The organism is Caulobacter rhizosphaerae (genome assembly GCF_010977555.1).
Lineage (GTDB): Bacteria > Pseudomonadota > Alphaproteobacteria > Caulobacterales > Caulobacteraceae > Caulobacter > Caulobacter rhizosphaerae.
In genome coordinates, this window is record NZ_CP048815.1 from 561,442 (window position 1) to 578,055 (window position 16,614).

General features: G+C 68.9%; 13 protein-coding genes. 7 read left to right on the forward strand and 6 right to left on the reverse strand.

Annotated elements, in window-relative coordinates; all coding sequences use genetic code 11:
* Positions 1–160: 160 nt before the first annotated feature.
* The gene (locus G3M57_RS02535) at positions 161–2,686 is read right to left on the reverse strand and encodes a TonB-dependent receptor (protein ID WP_056758236.1); all 2,526 of its coding nucleotides are present in this window, start codon (positions 2,684–2,686) and stop codon (positions 161–163) included.
* Between the two features lie 266 nt (positions 2,687–2,952).
* Here G3M57_RS02535 and G3M57_RS02540 point away from each other — a divergent pair, with 266 nt between their 5' ends.
* Together G3M57_RS02540 and G3M57_RS02545 are read left to right on the forward strand one after the other, a co-directional pair.
* Complete coding sequence (locus tag G3M57_RS02540; protein WP_163228586.1) at positions 2,953–4,377, forward strand: protein adenylyltransferase SelO; 1,425 nt, start codon at positions 2,953–2,955, stop codon at positions 4,375–4,377.
* Between the two features lie 137 nt (positions 4,378–4,514).
* A complete protein-coding gene (locus tag G3M57_RS02545) occupies positions 4,515–4,640 on the forward strand; it encodes a hypothetical protein (RefSeq protein WP_007667460.1) in 126 nt (41 codons plus the stop codon).
* 99 nt (positions 4,641–4,739) lie between these two features.
* Here G3M57_RS02545 and G3M57_RS02550 read toward each other — a convergent pair whose 3' ends face one another.
* Positions 4,740–5,648 carry a LysR family transcriptional regulator gene (locus G3M57_RS02550; RefSeq protein ID WP_163228587.1) on the reverse strand — a complete coding sequence of 303 codons (909 nt, stop codon included), beginning with the start codon at positions 5,646–5,648 and terminating at the stop codon, positions 4,740–4,742.
* A gap of 127 nt (positions 5,649–5,775) precedes the next feature.
* On the opposite strand from G3M57_RS02550, the gene G3M57_RS02555 reads away from it, so the two are divergent.
* The 3 genes from G3M57_RS02555 to G3M57_RS02565 all read left to right on the forward strand — a co-directional run bounded on the left by G3M57_RS02555 (position 5,776) and on the right by G3M57_RS02565 (position 8,767).
* Positions 5,776–6,474, forward strand: a complete 699-nt coding sequence (locus G3M57_RS02555) for a pirin family protein (protein ID WP_056758244.1) — start codon at positions 5,776–5,778, stop codon at positions 6,472–6,474.
* Between the two features lie 72 nt (positions 6,475–6,546).
* Complete coding sequence (gene wrbA, locus G3M57_RS02560) at positions 6,547–7,146, forward strand: NAD(P)H:quinone oxidoreductase (protein WP_056758247.1); 600 nt, start codon at positions 6,547–6,549, stop codon at positions 7,144–7,146.
* Positions 7,147–7,516: 370 nt separating this feature from the next.
* Positions 7,517–8,767, forward strand: coding sequence for a hypothetical protein (locus tag G3M57_RS02565; protein ID WP_056758250.1), 1,251 nt, complete (start codon positions 7,517–7,519; stop codon positions 8,765–8,767).
* Between the two features lie 72 nt (positions 8,768–8,839).
* On the opposite strand, the gene G3M57_RS02570 is transcribed toward G3M57_RS02565, so the two are convergent.
* The 3 genes from G3M57_RS02570 to G3M57_RS02580 form a co-directional block, all read right to left on the reverse strand.
* Positions 8,840–9,859 (reverse strand): 2-oxoadipate dioxygenase/decarboxylase family protein, encoded by a 1,020-nt coding sequence (locus G3M57_RS02570; RefSeq protein ID WP_163228588.1) that lies wholly within the window; start codon positions 9,857–9,859, stop codon positions 8,840–8,842.
* A gap of 9 nt (positions 9,860–9,868) precedes the next feature.
* The gene (amaB, locus tag G3M57_RS02575) at positions 9,869–11,392 is read right to left on the reverse strand and encodes an L-piperidine-6-carboxylate dehydrogenase (RefSeq protein ID WP_163228589.1); all 1,524 of its coding nucleotides are present in this window, start codon (positions 11,390–11,392) and stop codon (positions 9,869–9,871) included.
* Between the two features lie 159 nt (positions 11,393–11,551).
* A complete protein-coding gene (locus G3M57_RS02580) occupies positions 11,552–12,964 on the reverse strand; it encodes an FAD-binding oxidoreductase (RefSeq protein WP_163228590.1) in 1,413 nt (470 codons plus the stop codon).
* A gap of 92 nt (positions 12,965–13,056) precedes the next feature.
* Here G3M57_RS02580 and G3M57_RS02585 point away from each other — a divergent pair, with 92 nt between their 5' ends.
* Both G3M57_RS02585 and G3M57_RS02590 read left to right on the forward strand, forming a co-directional pair.
* The gene (locus G3M57_RS02585; protein WP_230983851.1) at positions 13,057–13,509 is read left to right on the forward strand and encodes an Lrp/AsnC family transcriptional regulator; all 453 of its coding nucleotides are present in this window, start codon (positions 13,057–13,059) and stop codon (positions 13,507–13,509) included.
* A 104-nt stretch (positions 13,510–13,613) separates the two neighbouring features.
* Entirely contained in the window at positions 13,614–14,027 is a 414-nt protein-coding gene (locus G3M57_RS02590; RefSeq protein ID WP_056758262.1) for a GFA family protein, read from the forward strand.
* A gap of 237 nt (positions 14,028–14,264) precedes the next feature.
* Here G3M57_RS02590 and metE read toward each other — a convergent pair whose 3' ends face one another.
* Complete coding sequence (gene metE / locus G3M57_RS02595; protein ID WP_163228591.1) at positions 14,265–16,607, reverse strand: 5-methyltetrahydropteroyltriglutamate--homocysteine S-methyltransferase; 2,343 nt, start codon at positions 16,605–16,607, stop codon at positions 14,265–14,267.
* Positions 16,608–16,614 lie beyond the last annotated feature (7 nt).

Consider the following 16,614-nt stretch of genomic DNA (forward strand, 5'->3'; position numbering starts at 1 on the left):
AATCCCCGACCGCAGGGTGAGGCGCTTCGGGGCTCGAGGAAAGCTTGGTTAAGGGCGAAAGGAGCCCAACGAAAAGGGCGACCCGGTCACCCGGATCGCCCTTCCGTCTTCCACCCTCGTCTCCGCTCCCGACTTTCGCCTGGAGAGCGGGTCCGTGGATCTAGTACTTGGCCCGCAGGGTCAGGCCGTAGGTGCGCGGCGCGCCCAGGAACGCATCATAGGTGATGGTGTCGTTGGCCGGCGCGTAGGTCGCGTTGGTGGCGCTCAGGCCCGACGAGCCCTGCAGGAAGCCGTTGAAGGCGACCTGTTCGTACTCTTCGTTGAACAGGTTCTGGCCCCACAGCTCGATCGTCCACTTGTCGTCCTGCGAGCCCAGGCCGATGCGGGCGTTGGCCACGGTGTAGGCCTTCTGGACCTTCGGCGGGAACAGGTCCGAACCGGTGTTGTAGGCGGACGAGTACTTGGCGCCGATGTTGAAGCGGGCCTTCAGGCTGTCGCCGACCGGACGTTCGTAGGTCAGCGAGGCCGAGCCGGACCATTTGGGGGCCAGCGACATCTGGCTGCCCGGCAGCAGGGCCAGGGCGTTGGTCGGGTCGTTGGGGACCTTGTCGTCGCCATAGGTCGTCTTGGCGTAGCTCAGGCCGCTCTGGACCGACAGGCCGTGCACCGGGGTGAACCACAGGAAGTCGACGTCGACGCCCTTGGAGGTCACTTCCGGCACCGAGCGCACCGCGAACGAAGTGCCCAGGAAGGTGTTCAGTTGGAAGTCCGTGAACTTCTGGTAGAAGCCGGTGACGTTGAACAGCACCGTGCGGTTGAACAGGGTGTTCTTCAGGCCGACTTCATAGCTGTCGACGAATTCGGCCGGGAACGAGGTGTCCAGGATCGGCACGACGCCAGGCGCGCCCGAAGGCAGGCCGTTGGACGACTGGGTGCGGTCCAGGTTGAAGCCGCCGCCCTTGTAGCCGCGGGCGTAGGAGGCGTAGCTGAACACCTCCGGCGAGAAGCGGTACGACGCCTTGATCGTGCCGCTCCATTCCTTGTCCGAGCGCTTCTGGTTGGTGCCGCGGCCGTTGAACAGCGGATTGGCCCAGGGCAGGCAGAGGTTGCCGATCACCGTGCCGGCGTTGGCCGGGCCGACGATGCCGGCGATGCGGGCCTGGCCGGCCGGCGACAGGGCGGTGGCGCACGCCACGCCGCCATCGCTGGTGGTCTGGTAGGTGTCCAGGTCCTTCTTGTCGATCGAGTAGCGCAGGCCGGCGGTGATGTCGAAGGCGTCGGTCACGTGCCAGGTGTTGTTGGTGAAGCCGGCGACGGTGGTGGCGCGCTGCTTGTAGGTGTCGTGCAGGCCCTGGCCGCCGACGAAGCTGGTGTTGGGCGCACGGTTCAGCAGCAGGGCGACGAAGTTGGCGACGCCGGCCGGATTGGCCCCCGAGCGCGACAGCAGGCGGCCCAGATACTGCTCGTAGTCGTTGCCGTACTTGAAGTTGGCTTCGTTATCGAGCTTCTCGTCGGCCAGGAAGGCGCCGACCAGCCAGTCGAACTTGTCGGTCTGGCCGGCCAGGCGGATTTCCTGGCTGAAGGTGGTGAACTCCGAATAGTTGGTGCCGTCCTTGTTGCGATAGGCGAGGTCCGCGGTGGTGAAGTCGGAGTCCTGGCCGTTGTCGGTGCGCCAGTTGCGGATGGCCGAGATGGAGGTGATCTCGCCGAAGTCGGTGTCGATCACGGCCTGCAGCGACACGCCCTTGTCCTCGATCGACGACGGCGCGCCGCGGTTCGAATAGGCGACGCGGGCGTAGGGATCGGCGGTGGTGGCCAGGGCCGGGCCGCCGTTCAGCAGACCCAGGATGCCGGCGGTCGGGCCGGTGCGGATCTGCACGGCGCCGCAGCAGTTTTCGTCGCGCTTGGTGTAGTCGCCGATCAGCCGGAAGGTGGCCTTGTCGTCCGGCACGAACAGCAGTTGGCCGCGGACGGTGTAGAAGCCCTGGTCGGCGTCCTCGTCGCGATCGCTGGGACCCTTGCCGGTGACCACGTCGTTATAGCCGTCGCGCTCGCGGGCGGCCACGTACAGCCGGGCGGCCAGGGTCTCGCTACCGAACAGCGGCCCGGTCACCGAGCCGGCCAGGCCGTGGGCGTTGAAGTTGCCGATCGTCGCCTCGGCCTCGGCGCCGAAGCCGAATTCCGGCTCCTTGGTGACGATGTTGATGACGCCGGCCGAGGTGCTCTTGCCGAACAGCGTGCCTTGCGGGCCCTTCAGGACCTCGATGCGTTCCATCTGGCCCAGGTCGCCGAAGCCGACGCCGTTGCGCGGACGATAGACGCCGTCGATCACGACGCCGACCGAGCTTTCCAGGCCGGGGTTGTCGCCGACCGTGCCGACGCCGCGGATGCGGGCGGTGGTCGAGGCTTCCGACGAGGTCGAGGTGACGGTCAGGCCGGGAGTCAGGATCGTCAGGTCCTTGATGTCCTTGACGCCGGTGTCCTGCAGCAGCTTGGCGCTGACGGCGGTGACCACCACCGGCACGTCCTGCAGGTTCTGCTCGCGCTTCTGGGCGGTGACGACGATGCTGTCGACGGTGGGGATTTCGGTGTCCTGGGCGGCGGTTTGGGCCTGAGCCGCCAGCGGGGTCAGACCGGCGAGCACGACGGCGGACGCCGTGCCGCAAAGCACCTGAGTAAAGCGCATTTCCTACCTCGGTTCGTTTTATGGCGTGAGCGCTTGCACCGCCCCCGCCTTTTGATTTGGTCTTGACCCGAACGATTGTTCGAATTGACACGCAAGGGTTACGGTTCCGCCGGTGTCTCGGCAAGGAGAAACCTTATGGATTAACGGTTCGAGAACGGCTGTTGCGCGGAAGCGACAGCGTTACGCGAGCATCCCCAACCTTCCGTCAGCCTTCAAATGAGGTCGGAGCGCTTGCGTCGGGCGGCCGGGCGGCTCATGTCCCCGCCATGCCCCTCTCCGCCACCTATCGTCCTGATCCGGTCTTCATGCGCTTGGGGGCGGAGTTCGCCGATCCGGTGGCCCCCGCGCCCTTCCCGCAGACCCGCCTGCGGTTCCGCAACGACCGCGCGGCGGCCAGCGTGGGATTGGAGGACCTGGCCGAGGCCGAATGGCTGGCTCACTTCGCCCGTTTCGCACCGCTGCCGGACAACCAGCCCGGGCCCCTGGCCATGCGCTATCACGGCCATCAGTTCCGCAGCTACAACCCCGACCTGGGCGACGGGCGCGGTTTCCTGTTCGCCCAGCTTCGGGAGGCCGGAAGCGGCCGGCTGCTGGACCTGGCCACCAAGGGCTCGGGTCAGACGCCCTGGTCGCGGGCCGGCGACGGGCGGCTGACCCTGAAGGGCGGAGTGCGCGAGATTCTGGCGGCCGCCATGCTGGAGGCCCTGGGCGTTCCGACCTCCCGCGCCTTCTCCCTGGTCGAGACGGGCGAAGCCCTGGTGCGCGGCGACGAGCCCAGCCCGACCCGCTCGGCGGTGCTGACCCGCCTGTCCCACAGCCACATCCGGTTCGGGACCTTTCAGCGCCAGGCCTTCCTGGAGCGGCGAGACAATATCACCGTGCTGGTCGACCATGCGGTCGAGACCTATTTCCCGCAGGTCGCCGACCAGCCGGACCGGCCCAAGGTGCTGCTGGAGCAGGCGGTCGCCGCCAGCGCCCACCTGCTGGCCCGCTGGATGGCGGCCGGTTTCGTGCACGGGGTGCTCAACACCGACAACATGGTCGTGACGGGCGAGAGCTTCGACTACGGCCCCTGGCGGTTCCTGCCGCGCAACGACCCCGACTTCACCGCCGCCTATTTCGACCACTCGGGCCTCTACAGCTTCGGCCGCCAGCCCGAGGCGGTGTTCTGGAACCTGCAGCAGCTGGCAGGCTGCCTGGCCCTGGTCACCGACGACGCGGGACTGATCGCGGCGCTCAACAGCTTCTCCGGTCTCTATCGCGACGCCCTGCGCGCCGCGATGCTGGACCGCCTGGGCCTGACGAGCCGCTCGGCCGACGACGATATCGACCTGGTCCAGGCCGCGTTCACGGCCCTGGCCGCCGGCGGCGAATCGCTGCGCTGGGAGCCGTTCTTCTTCGATTGGTTCGGAGGCGAGGCGTCGCAAGCCCGCGCCCTGGCCGGTCCGCGCGCGGACCTCTACGGCCAGGAAGCCTTTCTCGACTTCCGCCGCCGGCTGTCGGCGTTCGAGCCTAAGCGTCCCGAACGTCTGGAAAGTCCTGTTTTCAACGGCTTGGAGCCCGAGGAGCTGCTGATCGACGAGGTGGAGGCCCTGTGGGCGCCGATCGCGCAAGCCGACGACTGGGCGCCGCTCGAAGGAAAACTGGCCCGAATTGAGGCCGCGCGTGTCGCCTATGCGTTGGGAGACTGACATACGGGTGAGACATATCTGCCGCATGCTGAGCTTTTCCGACGTAGATCCGAGGTTCGTAGGAACAAACGTCAAGCTTCGGCCTTATCTGGGCTGAAACTCGCCTCACGAACGAACTGGCCTGTGGAGAATTTCGCATGCGTTTCTTCCAACCCGTGATGCTGGTCTGCGCGGTCGCCATGTCGTTCATCGGCGCCTTGGGCCTGCCGGGCTGCGCCCGCGCCATTGGCGAGTGCCTGAGCGACAAGCACGAGATGGCTTGATCCTCCCCCTCTGGGGGAGGTGGCCCGTAGGGCCGGAGGGGGAGCCGCCGCGCTGGCCCCCTCAGTCGCTTACGCGACAGTTCCCCCAGAGGGGGAGCATCAAACCAACCAGGGCGCGCTGGCCATCCGTCGGGCCAGGAACGCGATCAGCACCTCCACCCTCGCCGGACGGATCGGGCTGGGCGGGGTGACCAGGTGCAGGGCGATCGGCGGCGGGGCCCAATCCGCTAGGACCTCCTCCAGCAAGCCGCTCTTCACGTCCTCCCAGCACAGGAAGTCAGGCTGCATGGCCAGGCCCAGGCCGGCCAGCAGGGAAGGGCGCAGGATGTCGGCGTTGTTGACCCGCAGGGGCGAGGGCACGCTGACCGCATATTGTCCGTGCTCGGCGTGCTCGAACCGCCAGACGTCCCGCGAACGGCCGCCGGTGTAGAACAGGCCTTGGTGGACCGTCAGGTCCTTGGGGTGGCCGGGCCGGCCATGCTTGTCGAAATAGGCCGGCGCGCCGACCAGCATCACCCGCACCGGACACAGCCGCCGGGCCAGCAGGCTGGAGTCCTCCAGGGCCGAGATCCGCAAGGCCAGGTCGAATCCCTCCTCGACGATGTCGACCAGCTGGTCCGACAGCGACAGCTCGACCGAGACCTCCGGATAGAGGGCGAAGAATTCCGGCAGGGCCGGTCCCAGATGGGCAATGCCGAACGACATCGGCGCGGCCACTCGCACCAGGCCGCGCGGGGTGGCCGACTGGGCCGAGGCCTCGGCTTCCAGCGCCTCGCCCTCGGCCAGGATCCGGGCGGCGCGGTCCAGCGAGGCGCGGCCGGCCTCGGTCAGGGACAGTCGCCGGGAGGTGCGATGAAACAGTGTCGCCCCAAGCCGCGTCTCCAGCCGCGAGACGGCCTTGGAGACCGTGGCCTTGGACAGGTTCAGCTGTTCGGCGGTCCCGACGAACGAGCCGGTCTCAGCCACCTTGGCGAACACCGCCCAGGCCTCGAAGTCGGGGAGTTTCATGGGTGCGATTTCCGAAACGGTTTGTTTCGATCATTTCCATTTCGGATCGAAGCGCAAGGGGCCATCTTCTCCTCAACAGAGACGGCCGCCCCGGCCTTCTCCTTCAAGATGCTCTCAGGAGACCGAGATGATCGACGTTCGAACCTTCGACAGCCTGGGCGGCGCCAACCATGGTTGGCTGGACGCCAAGCACCACTTCTCGTTCGCCGACTACCACGACCCTTCGCGCGTCCATCACGGCGCCCTGCGGGTGTGGAACGACGACACCATCGCGGCCGGCACGGGCTTTCCGCCCCATCCCCATGCCGACATGGAGATCATCACCTATGTCCGTGAGGGCGCGATCACCCACCAGGACAGCCTGGGCAACAAGGGCCGCACCGAGGCGGGCGACGTCCAGGTGATGAGCGCTGGCACCGGCATCCGCCATTCCGAGTACAATCTGGAAAACACCACGACCAAGATCTTCCAGATCTGGATCATCCCCAACAAGCGCGGCGAAGGCCCGGCCTGGGGCGCCAAGCCCTTCCCCAAGGGCGACCGCAGCGGGAAGTTCGTGGCCCTGGCCAGCGGCTTCGACGGTGATACGGACGCTCTGCCGATCCGCACCGACGCCCGCGTACTGGGCGCGACGCTGAAGGCTGGCGAGACCGCCGAGTACGCCATCGGCGCCGACCGCAAGGGTTATCTGGTGCCGTCGACCGGCAAGGTCGAGGTCAACGGCGTGGCTTTGAACACCCGCGACGGCGCGGCCATTCAAGACGAGGCCGTGATCCGCGTGAAAGCGTTGGAAGACGCGGAATTGGTGCTCGTCGACGCCGCTTAATCAACACCCCCTGACGGGAACAGGCGCATGCGCCTGTCCCCACCCCTTCCAAACACTCACAAGGAGGCCGTCATGGCCAAGGTTCTCGTCCTCTACTATTCCGCCTACGGCCACATCGAGACGATGGCCAACGCCGTCGCCGAAGGCGCCCGCGCCGCCGGCGCGACCGTCGATGTCAAGCGCGTGCCGGAACTGGTGCCGCAGGAGATCGCGGTGAAGTCGCACTACAAGCTGGACCAGGCCGCGCCGGTCGCCAAGATCGAGGATCTGGCCGAGTACGACGCCATCATCGTCGGCGTCGGCACCCGCTTTGGGCGCATGGCCTCGCAGATGGCCAACTTCCTCGACCAGGCCGGCGGCCTGTGGGCCCGCGGCGCGTTGAACGGCAAGGTGGGCGGCGCCTTCACCTCGTCGGCCACCCAGCACGGCGGCAACGAGACCACCCTGTTCTCGATCATCACCAACCTGCTGCACTTCGGCATGACCATCGTGGGCCTGCCCTACAGCCACCAGGGCCAGATGACCCTGGAGGAGATCACCGGCGGCGCGCCCTACGGCGCCACCACCATCGCCGGCGGCGACGGTTCGCGCCAGCCCAGCGAGCTGGAGCTGGCCGGCGCCCGCCACCAGGGCGAACTGGTCGCAAAGACGGCGGCCAAGCTGTTCGGCTAAATCGCGGACCCGAGTCCTGGCGGCGCGGTTCGTCCTCCCTCCTACGAACCGTGTCGCCAACGACCGGCCGGCTCCCCGCGGAGTCGGCCGGTTTTGTTTTTCAAGAACGCTGGCCGACCCGGCGGAGCGACGTTCGTTATCGCGCACCGAAGTCGCCGACGATCGCATCAGCGTCGTCGTGGAGCAGCAGCTTCTCCTTTTGGTTGAAATATTAAAAATTGTTACAAGAGGGTGCATTTCTGCACGTCCTGATGGGTCGTCGCCTGTTACGCAATTATAAGTAGCTTAAACCCCTCCTACACCAAAGGGATGCGTCAGGCGGAGCCGTCTGGGCGCGCCCGCCAACCAACTCATCAAGGGAGAGTAAGCGATGGCTTATGATGCTGATGCCGCCGCCGTGGGCATTTCCCAGGTCTACTGGGACAAGGGCCTGAAGTATTTCACCAATGGCGACGACGCGACCACCGCGATCCAGAACCTGTACCTGGACTGGAAGCCGCCGTTCGACCTGGGATCGCTGGCCGCCATCATCGGCGCCCTGTACGCCGACACCTACTGGGCCGCCCTGCCGAGCGACGGCCAGCGGATGTCGGTCACCCAGCTGGCCAACGACCTGAGCGCCGCGATCGGGGTCAACCTGTCCGACGCCACCCGAGCGGCCCAGTTCGCCTTCTCGCGCTGGTACGGCCTGTTCGTTCGCGGCAACATGGCCAACAGCGGCGAGATCCCCAAGCAGGGCACGCTGACCTCCAGTCCCGACGTGCTGGTCAACGGCTCGTCGCCGATGATCCCTCGCCTGATCATCACCAACTGGAACCAGGACACCTGGGGGCCGAAGCCGGGGTTGAAGAACTATGCCTACGGCCGGTCCCAGAGCCTGAACATCGGCGTGCCGATCACCCAGCCGACCGTGCGGATGTACTATACCGACGCCGGCTTCGTGCCGCCGCCCAGCAGCTGGATCCAGGTCTTCACCTATGACGACCAGCTGGAAAGCTCGCCGCTCGTCGACATCAACGGCGGTCAGACCCTGGTCCCGGGAACCCGGTCGGCCAGCAAGCTGGCGTTCGGGGTCAACTTCCCCGGTACGGGCCACTACTGCATGATCACGGCCGCGGCGTCGGAATACTTCGCCAACAAGCCCAACGCCGGGCAGGGCAACTGGGATTCGGCCACCTGGCTGCAGTGCAACGGCGCGGCCGGCTGGCACAATCTCGACGTCTCCAGCACGGGCGAAGCCTTCCTGAAGTTCTATAACCAGGACGACAGCGCCGAGCGCTTCGCGTTCGAGGCCCACTGCCACCAGGTGGACAAGGGCGCCAAGGTGTCGCTGGCCATCGACGGCCTGCTGCGGTCGACCGAGGCGGCGATCACCGCCGACTACCAGGTGGTCAGCGCCGAGGTCGAGGCCCCGCCGCATCACGTCGGCGAACTGGCGGTGCGGTTCGGCAAGCTGCCGCCGGGCTCGTCCGTGACCTTCTACAAGTATTGGGTGCTGCCGGTCGGCCACCCGTATCACCCCCACGCCGCCCGGCTGGTGGGCGACTTCGACGCCCTCGCGTCGGGCCAGCCGGTCCGCGTGCCGATGGGCGACTACACCTTCATCGGTCCCGAAGACTAAGGCGGGGCGACGACGCGAGGCCCGGCGGGCGCGGCATGTCCGCGCCCGCTTCGCCTTGCGCGTGGCGCCGGCTCACCCCGTCCGGGTCATCTTGAAGATCCCCTGGGCGTTCGAACTGTCGAACCGCAGGTCCAGCCTTTCCACGCCGGCCTCGTCCACGAACCGGTCGCGCGAGATGAACTCGTGGAACGAGCCGGGGACGGTCAGGGTCACTTCTCCGGCGTTGGTGGCGAACACGCGCTCGACCGGCTGCGCCTTGAACGCCGTCTGGCGTACGCGGCCCGAGCCCGAGACCTCGACCTTGTCCTTGACCGGCCGGCCCAGGGCTTTCTGGCCCTCCGCCACGGCCTCGACATCGGGGACCCGGTCGGTGGCGTGGTTGAAGGCCTGGCCCTCGGTGGCGATCCAGGCGGCCTCGGCCGACTCGGCCAGCAGGGCCCTGTAGTGCTCCAGCCGCAGGGCGCCGTGGGTGCGCTCGAAGGCCGCGACCACCTGGGGCAGGGCGGCGCGCGCCGCGTCCAGGTCGCAGGACCCTTCGGTGGCGAAGGCGGCCAGGGCCCGCTGGGCCTCCACGCCCAGGACGTCGGCGGTGGAGTCGAACACCGCATGGGCGATCACCTGAAAGGCCGGCGAGAAACGCTCGGCATGCAGTTCGCTGACGAAGAACTGCGGGATCGCCTCGGGATGGTCCAGATGGGCGAAGGCCCGGCCGGTCATCTTCAGCCGGTCCAGCGGATAGAGGTCGGCGACCGCGTAGCCCAGCGGCTCGAGGATCCGCGCGAAGGCCAGATGGCCGGCGGGCAACGCGCCGGTCGGGGCGCCGTCACCGAAGTCGATCGTGCGCAGGGCGCCGTGGTCGAACAGCACCTTGCGGCCCGCCGCGCGGCGCTCGGACACATAGGCCGCGCCCAGCGGCACGCGGCCCATGATGTCGTGGAACAGCACCGCGTTCAGCGCCATGGCGAACACCGCGCGCGACACCGGGCCGTCTGTCTCGGCCGCCAGGGGCGGAGCGATGTCCAGCACGTCGAGGATCGTGGCGGCGGCCTTCTGGCCGATGGCCGAGGCGACGAGGGTGGAGAGATGCGACATGTCGAAATCCTAGACGTCGAACGTGACCCCCTGCGCCAGCGGCAGGGTGGTCCCGTAGTTCACGGTGTTGGTGGCGCGGCGCATATAGGCCTTCCAGCTGTCGGAGCCGGCTTCACGGCCGCCGCCGGTCTCCTTCTCGCCGCCGAACGCCCCGCCGATCTCCGCGCCCGAGGGGCCGATATTGACGTTGGCGATGCCGCAATCGCTGCCTTGCGCCGACAGAAACAACTCGGCCTCGCGCAGGTTCAGCGTGAAGATCGATGACGACAGCCCCTGGGCCACGTCGTTCTGGGCGGCGATGGCGTCGGCCAGTTCGGTGTAGCGCATCACGTAGAGGATCGGGGCGAAGGTTTCGGCCTTCACGATCTCGGCCTGGTGGTCGATCTCGACCAGGGCGGGAGCGACGTAGAAGGCGTTCGGCCCGCCAACCTCGACGCGGTCGCCGCCGACCACCCGGCCGCCGCCGGCGCGCGCGGCGTCCAGGGCCGACTGCATGGCGTCGAACGCGGCCTTGTCGATCAGCGGACCGACCAGAACGCCCGCCGCGCGCGGATCGCCGACCGGCACGGACGGATAGGCGCTCTTCAGCCGGTCGACGAAGGTGTCATAGACGCTGTCGTGCACGAACAGCCGGCGCAGGGTGGTGCAGCGCTGGCCCGCCGTGCCCATGGCGGCGAAGGCCACTCCCCGCAGGGTCAGGTCCAGGTCCGCCGACGGCGCGACGATGGCGGCGTTGTTGCCGCCCAGCTCCAGCAGGGCGCGGGCGAAGCGGGCGGCCAGCCTCGGCCCAACCGCCCGCCCCATGGCCGTCGAGCCGGTGGCCGAGACCAGCGGGACCTTCGGATGGTCGACCAGCGCCTCGCCGACCGCGCGGCCGCCGATCAGCAGGGTCGACAGGCCGGAAGGCGCGTCCGGACCGAACCGCGCGGCGGCGCGCTCGAACAGGGCCTGGGTGGCCAGGGCGACCAGCGGGGTCTTCTCCGACGGCTTCCACACCACGCTGTCGCCGCAGACGAAAGCCAGGGCCGCATTCCACGACCAGACGGCGACCGGGAAGTTGAAGGCGCTGATGACGCCCACCACGCCCAGCGGGCGCCAGGTCTCCATCATTCGGTGATCAGGACGTTCGCTCGCTATCGTCAGGCCGAACAGCTGGCGCGACAGGCCCACGGCGTAGTCGCAGATGTCGATCATCTCCTGCACCTCGCCCAGACCTTCGGAGACCACCTTGCCGGCCTCCAGGGTGACCAGGGCGGCGAGGTCGTCCTTGGCGGCGCGCAGTTCCTCGCCCAGCAGGCGGACCAGCTCGCCGCGGCGCGGGGCGGGGACCTGGCGCCAGGCGAGGTAGGCGCCATGGGCGGCGTCGATGGCGGCCGCGGCCTGGGCGGGGGTGTGCTCGGGGAGGCTGGCCAGGATCTCGCCGGTGACCGGCGAGCGCGCCGCCAGGGTTCCACCATCCAGGGTGGACGCGGGAACGCCGAGGCGGTCGAGGATGGCGCGGGCTTCGGCGACGGCGGAGGGCAGGGTGGTCATGTGAGACACTCAATAAATCCGCTCATCCCGGCGAAAGCCGGGACCCAAGCGGAGTCGGAAATTGGGATCGCAGCACCTGCTAGCGCATGGCGCGTCTTGTCGAAACTCAGCTTGGGTCCCGGCTTTCGCCGGGATGAATGGAGATTTGGGGCTCATAGTTCAATTGCCCCTCGCCGGCCCCAGCCGAACCGCCGCCGATCCCGTCCCGAACACCGCCGCCACCGCCGCCGAATAGTCTTGGACGAGGCGCGGCGTGAAGCGGTCGTAGGCGTCCTGGAACGCCCGGCCCAGGCCGTGCTCGCCGCTGAAGCTGGCGCCGAAGCCGTCGACGGCCAGGGTCAGCACCGCTTCGCGGAGGGCCGCGCGCCGCCCCGGCTCGACCGGGCCGACCAGGTTGAAGTGCACCCCGCCGTCGGCCACGTGGCCGAAGTCGCACAGGGCGTAGTCGGGAAAGTCGGCCTCCAGCATCAGCACGGCCTCGCGGCGGAAGCGGGCCAGGTCGCGGCGGCGGAAGCTGAGGTCGAAGCCCACGACCGGCCCGCTGGCTCGCAGGCCTTCCGACAGCGAATGGCGCAGGGCCCACATCTTCTCGACCGGGCCGAACAGGGCGTCGACCAGCAGGCCGTCGTCGCGTTCCAGCAAGTCGCCGGCGATCTGCTGCAGCACCTCGTCCAGCGAGACCTCGCCCTCGCGCGGGGCCCAGGTTCGGGTCAACTCGACCAATACGGCGTAGTCGGGAACGCCGCCGGCGAACGGGTTGCTCAGCGACGGCACGTGGTCGATGGCCCGGGTCATGGCCGCCTTCGACAGGCCCTCGAAGGCCGTCAGGGTCGAGCCGGCCTGGACCTCGAACGCCTGCAGCAGCGGCAGGACCGCCTCGATGTCGCGCGGGACCAGCAGGGCGGCGGCGGTCTGGCGGGGGCGGTGGTGAACCTCGACGGTCACCTGGGTAATGATCCCAAACGCGCCACAACCGCCGACGAGCAGCTGGCGCAGGGCGACGGCGGCGTTGTCCTTGCGCAGGCCGTGCGAGAGCTGGAGCGTCGTGCCGGCCGCGTCGGCCAGCACCACTTCCAGGCCCAGGACGTGGCGGCGCATGTCGCCATAGCGCAGGAACCGCGCCCCGCCGGTGTTGGTGGCGGCCATGCCGCCCAGGGTGGGATCGGCGCCCAGGTCGATGGGCAGGAACAGACCATGCGGCTCCAGCGCCGCGTTCAGCGCCGACAGCCGCACGCCGGCCCCGACCGTGGCCGTGCGGTCGGCGACGTCGATCTCCAGCGGCGCGGCCAGGCGATCCAGCGACAGCACCAGGTGCGTCCCGCTGGCGTCCGGCGTCGAGCCCTCGGCCAGGCCGGTATTGGCGCCCTGCGGCACGAATCTCAGGCCGTGGCGCACGCAATAGCCGACCACCGCCGAGACCTGCGCCGTGGTCGCCGGGCGGACGACCGCCGCCGCCGCCCCGCCGGCGTAGCGCGCAGGAGTCTCGTAGGCGGCGCGGTCGGCCGGATCGAGGATCAGGCCGCCGGGACCGACCAGGGCGGCCAGGGCGTCTTGGTGAACTTGGTCCAGCACGAAAGCGCAAACTCCAGGGGCGGCCATCATCTCCGCCATTCCGTCGAATCCTAGTGGCGGGATCGTCGGTTTGACGGCAGGATCTCGGCGAAATGCAGTCTTCCGCCAGCATAATGACGATCGACGCCATCGACGAGAAGCTGATCGCCGCCTTGCGGGAGAACGGCCGGGCCTCGACCGCCGAACTCGCCCGGCGGGTCGGCCGCTCGCGCACCACGGTGCAAAGCCGGATCGAGCGGCTGGAACGCAGCGGGGTGATCGTCGGCTATACGGCCCGCCTGGCGCCCGACCACGCCCATGGCGCGGTGCGCGTGCACGTGATGATCAAGATCGGTCCCAAGGAGGCCCGCGCCGTCGAGGCGGCGCTGCGCGCGATCCCGCAGGTGCGGCTGCTGCACTCGGTCAGCGGCGACTACGACATGATCGCCATCGCCGCCACCGCGACGGTCGCGGAGATGGACGAGGTGCTCGACAGGATCGGCCATGTGGCGGGGGTCGAGCGCACGACCTCGTCGATCATCCTGTCGACCAAGTTCGATCGCTGAGGCCCGCTTGCGCGACGCGGACGGCGATGGAAAATCGCCGCTGGGGCGTCGTCCTCCCGTTGCGTGACTTCTCGCCTTCCTCGTCAGACCGAATGGAGAAGACAATGCCCAAGAAATATACGGCCCAATGCGCCTGCGGCGCGGTGAAGTTCGCGTTCGACAGCGACCCGACGTTCGTCGCCAACTGCCATTGCAACGACTGCAAGCGGGCCTCGGGCGGCGAGATGGCGACCTTCTTCGCGGTGCCGGCCGACGACTTCGACCTGCTCAGCGGCCAGCCCAAGGCGTTCCACTATGTCGCCAATTCCGGCAACGGGCTGGATCGGAACTTCTGTCCGGACTGCGGGTCACGGGTCTTCACCAGCAATCTCGACGGCTTTCCCGGCGCGGTCTTCGTCCAACTGGGCAGCCTGGATCGGCCGGACCTGATCGCGCCCAAGCTGGAGATGTTCACCGCGCGCCGGCTGGACTGGAACAGGCCGCTGGACCTGCCGCAGTTCGACGGCATGCCGAACTGATCTATTCGGACCGCAGCCGCGCGCGAACGTCCTGGTAGGCCGCGGCGACCAGGGCGTTCAGCGCGGCGGCGTCCATCGGCCGGCCCCAGGGTCTCTCCGCACCGCGCCGGCAAGTCGGAAGAGCTCCGTCATCGGGCCAGAATGCCAGCGCCGCCCGGGCTTGTCGAAATCCCGGCGGCGGGTCGGCCCCGCTCGCCAAGCCATCCTGAGCCTGGCGAGCAGAGGTTCCCGCCGCCGTCAGGCCGGAACGACGGACCGGCGGACGATCCGCGCCGCCTCGACCATGTTGGCCAGGGCGGCCTGCGTCTCGGGCCACTGGCGGGTCTTCAGGCCGCAGTCGGGATTGACCCACAGCTGGCCGCCCGACAGCCGCGCCTCGGCGGCCTTCAGCAGGTCGGTGATCTCCCCGACGGCGGGCACGCGCGGCGAGTGGATGTCGTAGACGCCTGGACCGATCTGCGCCGGATAGGCGTAGGCCTCGAAAGCGTCCAGCAGTTCCATCTTCGAGCGGGCGGTCTCGATGGAGATGACGTCGGCGTCCATCGCCCCGATCGCGGCGATGATGTCGTTGAACTCCGAATAGCACATGTGGGTGTGGATCTGGGTGTGGTCGGCCACCCCCGACGCCGCCAGGCGGAAGCAGTCGACCGCCCAGTCCAGATAGGCCGCCCAGTCGCCCCGGCGCAGGGGCAGGCCTTCGCGCAGGGCCGCCTCGTCGATCTGGATGACCTTGGCCCCGGCCGCTTCCAGGTCGGCCACCTCGTCGCGGATGGCCAGGGCGATCTGGCGGCAGGCCACGGACCGGGGGAGGTCGTCCCGCACGAACGACCAGTTCAGGATGGTCACCGGGCCGGTCAGCATGCCCTTCACCGGCCGGTCGGTCAGGGACTGGGCGTAGGCCCACCAGTCCACGGTCATCGGGGCCGGGCGCGAGACGTCGCCGAACAGGATCGGCGGCCGCACGCAGCGCGAGCCGTAGGACTGCACCCAGCCGTGGCGGGTGAAGGCGAAGCCCGACAGCTGCTCGCCGAAATACTGCACCATGTCGTTGCGCTCGAACTCGCCGTGGACCAGCACGTCCAGCCCGATCTCGGCCTGCCAGGCGACAGTGCGGGCGGTCTCGGCGCGCAGGAACGCCGTGTAGTCCACGTCGCTCAGCTGGCCCTTGCCGTGGGCCGAGCGCGCCTGGCGCACCGCCTCGGTCTGGGGGAACGAGCCGATGGTGGTGGTGGGGAAGGCCGGCAGGTTCAGGCGCGCGATCTGCACCGCTTGCCGGCGGCCGAGCGGCGAGCGCCGCCTAGCCATGTCCGGGGTCGTGGCGGCCAGGCGCGCGGCCACCGCCGCGTCGTGGATCCTGGGCGAGGCGCGCCGCGCCTTTGCCGCCTCCGCGCTGGCGGCCAGTTGGGACGCCACCGCGGCCCGGCCCCGGTTCAGCGCCGTGGCCAGCACCACCAGCTCCTCGATCTTCTGGACGCCGAACGCCAGCCACTGGCGGACCTCCGGATCGATCGCCGTCTCCAGGTCCAGGTCGATCGGCGCGTGCAGCAGCGAGCAGGACGGCGCCAGGATCACCCGGTCGCCGCCGCGCCGCGAGACGATCGGGTCCAGGCGATCGAGCAGGGCCGGCAGGTCGGCCCGCCAGACGTTGCGGCCGTCGATCACCCCCAGCGACAGCACCAGGCTTTCGGGCGCCAGGGCCAGGACCGCGTCGAGCTCTTCTGGCGCGCGCGCCAGATCGACGTGGACGCCGTCGACCGGCAGGTTCACCGCCGTGGCCAGGTTGTCGCCATAGGCGCCGAAATAGCTGGTCAGCATCAGGCGCAGGCCGGGCGCGGCATGGGTCAGGGCGCCATAGGCGCGGCGCAGCTCGCCGCGCTCGAAGTCGGTCAGATCCAGCGCCAGGCAGGGCTCGTCCATCTGCACCCAGTCGGCGCCGGCCTGCTGGAGCCGGGCCAGGATCTCGGCATAGACCGGGACCAGGACCGACAGCAGCGACAGCGGCGAGAAGTCCTCGTCCCTGGTCTTGGCCAGCTTGAGGAAGGTGACCGGGCCCAGCAGCACCGGGCGGGTGTGGACGCCCAGCGCCCGGGCCTCCAGGAACTCGTCGATCGGCTTGGTGGAGGTCAGGGCGAAGGCCTGGTCGCGCGACACCTCCGGGGCCAGGTAATGGTAGTTGGTGTCGAACCACTTGGTCATCTCCAGGGCCGGCAAGCCGGAACCCTGGTGATGCGCGTGACCGTGGGCGCAGGCCGCCTCGGTCGCGCCGCCTTGCGCGCCGCGCGCCATGGTGAAGTAGCCGGCGGTGTCGATCGGGCCGCCCGTCCAACCGTAGATCGCCGGAATGGCCCCGACCATGACGCTGGTGTCCAGCACATGATCGTAGAGCGAGAAGTCGTTGCTGGGCACATGGACCACGCCGAGGGCGGCCTGGCGGGCCCAGGCGCCGGCGCGCAGGGCGGCGGCCGTGGCGAGCAGCGCCTGGGCGTTGGTCTTGCCCGCCCAATGGTTCTCAAGCGCGAACTTCAGTTCGCGGTGCGGCCCGATGCGGGGAAATCCCAGGGTGGCGACGGTGACGGTCATGTTCGAA

Excerpts from the sequence above, each read along its gene's own strand:
- G3M57_RS02535 (WP_056758236.1), bottom strand. The coding sequence starts at position 2,686 with ATGCGCTTTACTCAGGTGCTTTGCGGCACGGCGTCCGCCGTCGTGCTC.
- G3M57_RS02540 (WP_163228586.1), top strand. The coding sequence starts at position 2,953 with ATGCCCCTCTCCGCCACCTATCGTCCTGATCCGGTCTTCATGCGCTTG.
- G3M57_RS02545 (WP_007667460.1), top strand. The coding sequence starts at position 4,515 with ATGCGTTTCTTCCAACCCGTGATGCTGGTCTGCGCGGTCGCCATGTCG.
- G3M57_RS02550 (WP_163228587.1), bottom strand. The coding sequence starts at position 5,648 with ATGAAACTCCCCGACTTCGAGGCCTGGGCGGTGTTCGCCAAGGTGGCT.
- G3M57_RS02555 (WP_056758244.1), top strand. The coding sequence starts at position 5,776 with ATGATCGACGTTCGAACCTTCGACAGCCTGGGCGGCGCCAACCATGGT.
- wrbA (WP_056758247.1), top strand. The coding sequence starts at position 6,547 with ATGGCCAAGGTTCTCGTCCTCTACTATTCCGCCTACGGCCACATCGAG.
- G3M57_RS02565 (WP_056758250.1), top strand. The coding sequence starts at position 7,517 with ATGGCTTATGATGCTGATGCCGCCGCCGTGGGCATTTCCCAGGTCTAC.
- G3M57_RS02570 (WP_163228588.1), bottom strand. The coding sequence starts at position 9,859 with ATGTCGCATCTCTCCACCCTCGTCGCCTCGGCCATCGGCCAGAAGGCC.
- amaB (WP_163228589.1), bottom strand. The coding sequence starts at position 11,392 with ATGACCACCCTGCCCTCCGCCGTCGCCGAAGCCCGCGCCATCCTCGAC.
- G3M57_RS02585 (WP_230983851.1), top strand. The coding sequence starts at position 13,057 with ATGCAGTCTTCCGCCAGCATAATGACGATCGACGCCATCGACGAGAAG.
- G3M57_RS02590 (WP_056758262.1), top strand. The coding sequence starts at position 13,614 with ATGCCCAAGAAATATACGGCCCAATGCGCCTGCGGCGCGGTGAAGTTC.
- metE (WP_163228591.1), bottom strand. The coding sequence starts at position 16,607 with ATGACCGTCACCGTCGCCACCCTGGGATTTCCCCGCATCGGGCCGCAC.